Genomic DNA, 9,231 nt, shown 5'->3' with positions numbered 1-9,231 from the left:
GGCGGTGACCCGGTCCGCGCCGGGGCTGAGGTCGAGCCGGCCGTCGGCCAACGCGGAGACCAGCGCGGCCAGGGTCCGCCGGCGCGAGCCGGGCATCGCGAGGGTCTCCGGGTCCAGGTCGGCCAGGGCCTTGGTGGAGGGGAAGAGGTGGGTCAGCCCGCCCTCCGGGTCCTCGACAGGTTCGCCGAGCGCGGCGACGATCCGCGCGGCGTGGGTACGGGCGGCGGCGGTCGAGACCTGCTGGCCGAGCACCGCGCGCACCGCGAACTCCTCGCCGTCGGTGGTGCGCGGCACCCGGCGGCCGGGCGCTGCTGTGATGAGCGGCGCGAGCACCGGATCGGCGGCCAGGGTGTGGTCGATCGCGGTCGGGTCGGCGTCCAGGTCGAGCAGCCACCGGCAGCGGTTGATCGCCACCTGCAGGTCACGCAGATCGGTGAGCCGCAGCCGGGCCGGGATGTGGCCGGTGATCGGCAGCTCGCCGTTCTGAGGCGGCGTCAGTTCGACGATGCCCGGACCGTGCGGCAGTCGCAGTGTGCGCCGGTAAGCCCCGTCGCGCCACTCCTCGACGCCGGGGACGCCGGTGGCGGCCAGGTGGCCGAAGAGGTTGTCGGGGAACAACGGGCCGCGGAACGGCAACCGCAGGGAGAGCACGCCGGGGGCACTGGTGAGCGGGCGGCCCTTCGCCTTGCGCCGCAGCTCGGTGGGGGAGAGCGCGAACACCTCGGCGACGGTGGTGTTGAAGGCGCGGATGCTGGCGAACCCGGCGGCGGCGGCGACGTCGGTCATCGGCAGGTCGGTGGTCTCGATCATCAGGCGCGCCGTCTGCGCCCGTTGCGCGCGGGCGATCGCCAGCGGGCCGGCGCCGAGCTCTGCCTGGAGCTGGCGCTGCACGTGGCGGACGCTGTAGCCGAGGCGGGCGGCCAGTCCCGGTACGCCCTCGCGGTCGACGACGCCGTCGGCGATCAGGCGCATCGCGCGGGCCACCGCATCCGTGCGGTGATTCCACTCCGGTGAGCCCGGGCTGGCGTCCGGCCGGCACCGTTTGCAGGCCCGGTACCCGGCCTGCTGGGCCGCCGCCGCGCTCGGGTGGAACGTCAGGTTCTTGGCCAGCGGGTTCGCCGGGCAGGACGGCCGGCAATAGATGCCGGTGGTCTTCACCGCGACGAAGAACCAGCCGTCGAACCGGGGATCCTTCGCCGCCACGGCCCGCAGGCAGGCCTCCCGATCGGTGTGCACGACCTCAGCCTGCGGGCCGGCACCGACGATTGCTAGCCGAAAAACGACATCAACGGGAAGGGCGCGCTCAGCGGACTCGGATGGTCACCGTGAACTGCTGCTGCGGAATCATGCAGGCGGGTTCGGAGTGCAGGCAGGCGGCGTCGGTCGTGCTGGTGATGCGGGCGACGCCCCGGCCGATCGCGGTGAACCGTGCCGTCGCGGGATCGGTACCCGGATATCCACCGCCGCGCTCCTCGGTCCGCAGGACGCCGGCATCGTCGGCCGTCGGCGGGAGGAAGCTGCCGGGCCCCCCGGACAGCTCGACGAGGATCACGTCGCCGCGAGCCACCGTGATCGCGCGGCCGGCGTCAGCGGCCGTCAGCCGGACGACACCGGCCTTCGGGGTCGGGGTTTGGGTCGGTGGTCTGCGCGTCGGAGCGGTGGTCGGACCGGTTGGCGCCGAGGTGGGGGAGGACGCCACCGACGGAGTCGGCCCGGTGGCGACAGTCTGCGCGTCAGGGCCGCACCCGACCGCCGCCGCAACCACCGCGGCGCTCAGCAGGACGGCATGAAGGGCGCGCGGAGCGGGGATCGACATGGCTCAGCCCTCAGGCAGCTTGGGGTTCAGGAACGGATGGAAGGACTCCCACTCTCGCAGCAGGTCGTCCGCGGCCTGCGGCCCGCGGCGCAGGTCGGCGCCGTAGGCGCTGGCCACCACCCGGTGGTGGTCACCGTCCTCGATGGCGCCGTGCACCGCGCGGGGGTGATGCAGCACCACGTCGCCGACCTCGGCCTCGGCGACCAGCCAGTCCGAGCCCTGGCCGGGACCGCGGTGCGAGCCGCGCAGGTAGCGCACGGCGCCGCCGCCCGCCTTCACCGTGTTCAGCGGGACCCAGAGCCGCACCACCTGCTTGCCCATGACAGGCACGTACGGCGCCTCGCGGTTCACCGTCAGCAGCTCACCCGACCCGGGACGGTGCCCGACGATCTGGTCGACGTAGACGGTCACGCAACTCGCGCCCGGCAGGGCCTGACGGGTCAGGCCGACCAGCGGGGCGTCCAGCACCCAAGCCCGGAACGGTGGGACGGGGCGCCGCTTGTCCGAGGCGTCGACGTCGGCCATCACGCGCTCGGTGGCCGCGTGCATGGTGGCCAGCAGTTCTTCGGACAGGATGCCGCGGGCCACCACGACGCCGTCGCGGCGCAGGTCGTCGCGCTCGGCCTCGCTCAGCCGCCGGGTCAGGCCGGCGGTCGGCAGGATGGTCGCGGACATCCGGACAACTTAGGTCAGGACTCAGCGCACGACCAGATCCCGCGTCAGTTCCCCGATGGACCGGGCGCCGCACAGGGCCATCGCGTTCGCGAACTCGCTCTTGAACTCGGTGAGCACCGCCTCCACACCGGCCGCGCCGCCGGTGGCCAGGCCCCAGATCATCGGCCGGCCGACCAGCACCGCGCGGGCGCCCATGGCGACCGCCTTGAGCACATCGGTGCCGGCCCGGATCCCGCCGTCGACGTAGATCTCGGCGTCGCCGCCCACCGCCGCCACCACCTCGGGTAGCGCGTCGGCGCCGGCGATCGCGGTGTCCAGTTGGCGCCCGCCGTGATTCGACACCACGACCCCGGCCGCGCCGGCGTCCACCGCGGCCCGGGCGTCGTCGCCGCGCAGGACGCCCTTGACCAGCACCGGCAGGCCGGAGACCTCGGACAGCCAGGCGATGTCACGTGGGGTCAGGTCGGCATCCATGTCGCGGCCGACCTGGGCGGCGAGCCCGGACTGGCCGGCCACTGAGGGCATCTCCACGCCGAAGTTGGCCACGGTCAGGCCCGGCGCGAGGGTGAAGGAGTTGGTCTCGTCGCGGCGGCGTCGCCCGACGACCGGTAGGTCGACGGTGAGCACCAGCGCGGTGTAGCCGGCCGCGGCGGCCCGCTTGATCATCGCCTCGGTCAGGTGGCGTTCCTTCTGCACGTAGACCTGCATCCAGCGTGGCCCGGCGGCCGCGGCGATGTCCTCCAGTCGCGTCGTGGCGACCGTCGAGGCGATGTAGAGGCTGCCGGCCGCGGCGGTGCCCCGCGCGGCGTCGCACTCCCCGCCGGGGTGCGCCATCGCCTGGTAGCCGACCGGTGCCACCAGCACCGGCAGGGCGACCGGGGTGCCGAGCACGGTGGTCGAGGTGTCGATCACCGAGACGTCGCGCAGCACGCGCGGCCGCAGCCGGATCCGTTGCCAGGCGGCGACGTTGTCCCGCAGTGACGCCTCGTCGTCAGATCCGCCGGCGAAGTAGTCATACGCCATCAGCGGGAGCGTGCCGCGCGCGGCGGATTCCAGGGGCTCGAAGTCCATGGGCGGATTCTGGCGCGGATGCCGCCCCTCGCCCAGTCGGGGTGCTCCTCCCTACGATCGAGAGGTGACGCCGCCCGCTCGAGACGGGATCCCGGTCGGTCCGATGCGGGCGATGGCCGCGCGGATCGACCCGGACGAGATCGCCGAGGCGGTCAGCCGGGACACCGCGACGCACGTCTGGCCGGAGAACGCCCGGGACCCGCAGTTCCTCGTCGCACTGCGCCGCTCCGGCCGGGACAACGTCCACGCGATTGTCGCCGTGCTCGCCGGTGACCTCGACCTGCGCGACGTCAATCCCGAGGGGGCGCTCGCCTTCGCCGACCTGACCGCCGAACTCGGCATCCCGGTCAGTGAACTGGAGCGCGGGTACTGGGTCGGCGTCCGCGGGTTCTGGGGGGAGTGGTTCCGCCTCGCCCGGATCGAGAGCGACCGGGGTGGGGGGAGCCTGGAGGAACTCGTCGGGCCGGCCACCATCGGGATGTTCGACTACATCATTCACATCCTGGGGGTGGTGGTCGCCCGCTACGACGCGGTTCGGGCCGAGATCCTGCGCAACCAGGAGGACCGCCGCCGCGCGGTGCTCGGCCAGATCCTGCACGGGGCCGTGACGGCGCCGACGAGTGAGCTGGAGAACGTCCTCGGCTACCGGCTCCGCGGCACCCACCTCGGGCTCGCTCTCGAGGTCGACGAGCGGGCGCAGGCCGAGCGGGTCGCGGCGACGCTGACCGAGACCTCCGGTGCGCTCGGCTCCCTGATGCTCCTGCACGCGCCGGGCACCTGGATGCTCTGGCTCGGCTACGCCGGCACGGTCGGCCCCACCGAGACCGCCGCGGTCGCGAACGGTGCGGCGTCCTCCGGTGCGACGATGGCGATCGGGGCGCCGGGCGTCGGTCTCGCCGGGCTGCGACGCACCTACGAGCAGGCCCTGGACACCGCGCGACTGCACCGGCGGATCGGCAAGCAGCCACCCGTGCTGTGGTTCTCCGCCGTCCGCCTCGAGCTGTTGATGCTGCACGACGAGGACGCGGCGCTTCAGTTCGTCGAGGACGAACTCGGCGAGCTGGCCGGCGCGGACGAGCGGGCGGAGCGGACCTGCGAGACGTTGCTGGCCTGGCTCACCACCGGTTCGCAGTCCCGCGCCGCGACCCGTCTCGGTGTGCACGAGAACACCGTGCGGATCCGGATCCGGCAGGCCGAGGAGCTGCTCGCCCACGGCCTGTCCGAGCGACGCGCTGAGGTGCTCGCCGCCCTGAGGCTGCGTCAGCTCCTCGGTCGGCCGCGTTAAACCAACGGATGTCATCCGCAGCGAATCGCTGCGGATGACATCCGTTGTGGGACGCTGCGGATGACATCCGTTGTGGATCAGACGAGCGAGGCGAGCCAGCCGTTGTCGACGATGAACGACGAGCCGGTGGAGAACCGGGAGCGTTCGCTGGCCAGGAACACCGCGAGTGGCACGACGTCCTCGACGGTGCCCATCCGGCCCTGCTTCTGGGCGATGACCGCGTCGAACGGAACGCCGAGGGCGGCCTCGAAGGTCGGGATCGCCTCCTGGACCAGCACCGTGTCCAGGAACGTCGGGCACATCGCGTTGACCCGCACGCCGTGGTCGCGGAACTCCACGGCCGCGGTCTTGCACAGGTTGATGACCCCTGCCTTGGCCGCGGCGTAGTCCCCGATCAGGGCCGAGCCCTTGAGGCCGGTGATCGAGGCCATCCCGATGATCGAGCCACCGCCGGTGGCCGCCATCGCCAGCGCCGCGAAGCGGATCGTGAGGAAGACCCCGTCCAGGTTCACCGAGGTGACCTTGCGCCACTCGGCCAGGCTCATCTCGGCCAGGGGCATCGGGCGACCGACGCCGGCGTTGGCCACGGCGATGTCGACCCGGCCGTGCCGGGCGACGATGCCGTCGATCAGCGCCTGCACCGAGGCCTCGTCGCGGACGTCGCACACGACGGCCTCGCCGCGGGACAGTCCCTTGGCCACGGTCTCGGCGGCGTCGCCGTCGATGTCGGACACGATGACGATCGCGCCCTCTCGGTCATAGGCCTCGGCGATCGCCAGGCCGATGCCGCGACCGCCGCCGGTGATGACGGCGACCTTGTCCTGCAGTAGGCCCGTCACAGCAAGCTCCCGGTCAGTCCGCCGTCGAGAATGAAGTGGGCGCCGGTGATGAACCCGGCGTCGTCGGAGGCGAGGAACGCCGCGGTCTCCGCGACTTCCTCGGGCGTGCCGAGGCGCTGCTGTTTGAGCGCGACGACGTCACCGAACGGCATCCCGACCGCCGCGGTGAACGGGTCGACCAGTCGCTCGACCATTGCGGTGTCGATGAAGGAGGGGCAGATCGCGTTGACCCGGATCCCGTGGGCCCGCAGCTCGATCGCGGCGACCTCGGTCAACCGCAGCACGGCGCCCTTGGTCGCGCAGTAGCCGCCGAGCAGCGGGGCGCCGCCCAGGCCGGCCACCGAGGCCATGTTGATGATGTTGCCGCCGCCGGAGGCGATCAGCGCCGGGACCGCGGACTTGATGCCGAAGAAGACGCCCTTGACGTTGACCGCGAGCAGCTTGTCGATGTCGGCTTCGGTGTGCTCGGTGAGCGGCTTGCCGATCTCGATGCCGGCGTTGTTGACGACGATGTCGAGCCCGCCGAACTCGGCGACGGCCGCGTCCACAGCGGCCTGCACGTCGCCGGCCTTGGTGACGTCGCAGCCGAGAGCGGCCGCGCCGGGAAGTGCCGCGGCGGCCTTGGCGGCCCCGTCAGCGTCGATGTCGGTGAGGAGCACGCGAGCGCCCCGTTCGGCGAAGAGCACGGCGATCGCGTGTCCCAGGCCTTGCGCGGCGCCGGTGACGAGGGCCCTCTTGCCCTGAAGGTCAGCCAGCATGCAGCCACCCTAGGACTCCGCTCCCGAGCGGCGATATGTGGCAAAACCACAATGACGCGGGTCACGATGGTGCGTTTGGCCCCTGGAACCGCCCCTTTGTGCCGCCCTAGATTCCTCGCCCACAGGTGGATTTCCCCAGGAGGGTGCACGATGCACGAGTTCACGATCGGCACCCTGCTGGAGCGAGCCTGCCGCTCGTACGGCCCGCGCGTTGCCGTCATCGACGGCGAGCGCCGGATCACCTACTCCGAGCTCATCTCCACCGTTCGCAAGAACGGGCGGGCCCTGCTCGCCACCGGTCTTCGTCCCGGCGACCGCGTCGCGCTGCTGATGCCCGACCGTCCGGAACTGCTCTACGCGTACTACGGCGCCCTGTGGGCCGGCCTCGCGGTCGTTCCGCTGAACTCGCGCCTTGGCGCCGAGGATCAGGAGTACATCCTCACCGACTCCGGCGCGAAGGCGGTCGTGCACGACCGCGCGTACGCGGAGCGCCTGTCCGGCATCGTGAGCCGGACCCAGATCGAGTACTGCCTGGGCGTCGACGAGGACGCGATCCTCGACGGCGGATCGGCCCTGGGCGTGCTTGCGGACAAGGAGTCCGATGCGGCTGGTGTCCCGGCCGTCGCGCCGGACGACCTGTTCGGCATCTACTACACCGGCGGCACGACCGGTCGCCCCAAGGGCGTGGCGCACACACACCGGACCTTTATCTCCGCGCTGCTCTCCGAGCTCCTCGAGCTCGGCCTGGGCGAGGCGGACGTGTTCGCGCACTGCGCGCCGCTGACGCATGCCAGCGGTGGGTTCGTGCTTCCGGTGTGGATGCGCGGCGGCACCAACCTCGTCCTCGGCGGCTTCGACCCGGACAAGCTGCTGGCCGCGATCGAGACCGAGAAGGTCACCGCGACGCTGCTGGTCCCGACGATGATCTACGTCCTGCTCGACCACCCGGCTACCGCCAACGCGGACCTGTCGTCGCTGAAGACGATCGTCTACGGCGCCGCCCCGATGGGCACCGAGCGCCTGATCGAGGGTCTGGAGCGCTTCGGCCCGATCTTCGCCCAGCTCTACGGCCAGACCGAGGCCCCCAACCAGCTCACCGTGCTGACTAAGGACGACCACGCCGAGGCGCTGCGGACCAAGGAGTTCGAGGCGCTGTCCTCCTGCGGCCGGCCGGTCCTGATCGCGGATGTCCGCCTGCTCGACGACGACCTCAACGAGGTTGCTCCCGGCGAGCCCGGCGAGATCTGCGCGCGTGGCCCCCACGTCATGACCGAGTACTGGAACCGCCCGGAGGAGACCGCCGCGACGTTGCGCGACGGCTGGCTGTGCACCGGCGACATCGCCAAGGCCGACGAGCGCGGCTTCCTCTACATCGTCGACCGCAAGAAGGACATGATCATCAGCGGCGGCTACAACGTGTACCCCAAGGAGGTCGAGGCGGCGCTGTTCACCCACCCCGCCGTCCGCGACGTGGCCGTGATCGGTGTTCCGGACGAGAAGTGGGGCGAGTCGGTGAAGGCCGTCGTCGTCGCCGACCCGGCCGTTGCCGTCACCGCCGAGGAACTCATCGTCTGGGTCAAGGAACGCAAGGGGTCAGTGAACTGCCCGAAGACGGTCGACTTCGTCGAGGCCATCCCGTTGACCGCGGTCGGCAAGCACGACAAGCCGACCCTGCGGAAGCAGTACTGGGGCGGCCGGACCCGCGCCGTCAACTAACCCCCGACAACACAATGGATGTCATCCGCAGCGAATCGCTGCGGATGACATCCATTGGTGGTTGGCGTCAGCCCAGTTCGGACAGGCGCGGGACGACGTCCTTGCCGAGCTTGTCCGCGAGCTTGGCCGGACTGTCCCCGCGCGGGACGACGAAGATGACGCTGACGCCGAGCTCGTGCATGGCCTCGGCCTCGCGCAGGAACCCGTCGACGTCGGTCTCGGGGTCGACCCGGGCCAGCGTGGTGTGGGTGATCGTGGTGTAGTCGCGGCCCTCGTTCTCGCAGTGCTGCTTGAGGATCTCCAGCTTCGCCTTCACCTCGTCGGGGCCGCCGAAGAAGTTGTTCGCGTCGGCGTAACGGGCGACGAACTTCAGCGTCTTCTTCTCGCCACCGCCGGCGACCATGATCGGCGGGCGCGGGGAGGAGACCGGCGCCGGAACGCAGAGGGTCTCGGCCAACTGGTAGTGCTTGCCGTTGAAGGGGCCGTTGTTCTCGCTCCACATCTGCAGGCAGATCTGGAGCGTCTCCTCAAGACGCTCGAAGCGCTCCGCCACCGGCGGGAACGGGACGCCCAGGCCGTCGTGCTCGCGGTCGAACCAGGCCGCGCCGATGCCGAGGTGCGCGCGGCCGCCGGAGAGGACGTCGAGGGTGGTCACCGTCTTGGCCAACAGGCCGGGGTGACGGTAGGTCACCCCCGTGCAGAGCAACTGCAGCTTCACCGTCGAGGTGTGCGCGGCCAGGAAGCCCAGCGCGGTGTACCCCTCCAGCATGGGCTCCTCGGCGGGACCGACCGGAGGGATCTGGAAGAAGTGGTCCATGAAGGACACGTAGCCCACACCGGCCGCTTCGGCCGCTTGGCCCAGTTCCGCGATCGTCGGGCCGATCGACGCGGGTCCCCCGGGCCAGGAAAAGCTCGCATTGTGGATGCCTACCTGCACGTTTGCTCCTAGTGGTCTGTCTGTGAATTAGCGCGGTATGATTGATCATGCCGATCAAGACAGCACCGGCGTTGCCGGTCAGTAGTGAGCAGCGCGCGGAGTTGGCCCGGATGGCGCGGTCCTCGACGCTGCCC

9 protein-coding genes are annotated in these 9,231 nt (G+C 71.2%); 2 read left to right on the top strand and 7 right to left on the bottom strand.

Going from position 1 to position 9,231, the window contains the following annotated elements; translation table 11 throughout:
• The 4 genes from H0X00_RS17970 to H0X00_RS17955 all read right to left on the bottom strand — a co-directional run.
• The coding region (locus H0X00_RS17970) for a bifunctional transcriptional activator/DNA repair enzyme AdaA (RefSeq protein ID WP_293773581.1) at positions 1–1,236 on the bottom strand (1,236 nt) is incomplete at its 3' end.
• Positions 1,237–1,303: 67 nt separating this feature from the next.
• Positions 1,304–1,816, bottom strand: a complete 513-nt coding sequence (locus H0X00_RS17965) for a hypothetical protein (RefSeq protein ID WP_293773580.1) — start codon at positions 1,814–1,816, stop codon at positions 1,304–1,306.
• Positions 1,817–1,819: 3 nt separating this feature from the next.
• Complete coding sequence (locus tag H0X00_RS17960; protein WP_293773577.1) at positions 1,820–2,491, bottom strand: phytanoyl-CoA dioxygenase family protein; 672 nt, start codon at positions 2,489–2,491, stop codon at positions 1,820–1,822.
• Between the two features lie 21 nt (positions 2,492–2,512).
• A complete protein-coding gene (locus H0X00_RS17955; RefSeq protein ID WP_293773574.1) occupies positions 2,513–3,562 on the bottom strand; it encodes an alpha-hydroxy acid oxidase in 1,050 nt (349 codons plus the stop codon).
• Between the two features lie 64 nt (positions 3,563–3,626).
• Between H0X00_RS17955 and H0X00_RS17950 the strand changes: the two genes are divergently transcribed.
• On the top strand, positions 3,627–4,847 hold the full coding sequence (locus H0X00_RS17950) for a helix-turn-helix domain-containing protein (protein ID WP_293773572.1): 1,221 nt from the start codon (positions 3,627–3,629) through the stop codon (positions 4,845–4,847).
• A gap of 77 nt (positions 4,848–4,924) precedes the next feature.
• Here the strand turns inward: H0X00_RS17950 and H0X00_RS17945 are convergent, their stop codons facing one another.
• Both H0X00_RS17945 and H0X00_RS17940 read right to left on the bottom strand, forming a co-directional pair.
• Positions 4,925–5,686 carry an SDR family oxidoreductase gene (locus tag H0X00_RS17945; RefSeq protein ID WP_293773570.1) on the bottom strand — a complete coding sequence of 254 codons (762 nt, stop codon included), beginning with the start codon at positions 5,684–5,686 and terminating at the stop codon, positions 4,925–4,927.
• Entirely contained in the window at positions 5,683–6,441 is a 759-nt protein-coding gene (locus H0X00_RS17940) for an SDR family NAD(P)-dependent oxidoreductase (protein ID WP_367186681.1), read from the bottom strand. The genes H0X00_RS17945 and H0X00_RS17940 overlap by 4 nt, the downstream gene beginning before the upstream one ends.
• Positions 6,442–6,594: 153 nt before the next feature.
• On the opposite strand from H0X00_RS17940, the gene H0X00_RS17935 reads away from it, so the two are divergent.
• Entirely contained in the window at positions 6,595–8,160 is a 1,566-nt protein-coding gene (locus H0X00_RS17935; RefSeq protein WP_293773564.1) for an AMP-binding protein, read from the top strand.
• Between the two features lie 67 nt (positions 8,161–8,227).
• On the opposite strand, the gene H0X00_RS17930 is transcribed toward H0X00_RS17935, so the two are convergent.
• Complete coding sequence (locus tag H0X00_RS17930) at positions 8,228–9,097, bottom strand: LLM class F420-dependent oxidoreductase (RefSeq protein WP_293773563.1); 870 nt, start codon at positions 9,095–9,097, stop codon at positions 8,228–8,230.
• Positions 9,098–9,231 lie beyond the last annotated feature (134 nt).

Origin of the sequence: Sporichthya sp. (assembly GCF_013815995.1) — a bacterium.
GTDB lineage: Bacteria > Actinomycetota > Actinomycetes > Sporichthyales > Sporichthyaceae > Sporichthya.
Note: the sequence above shows the minus strand (reverse complement) of the source record. Positions and strands in the feature narration are given on the sequence as shown.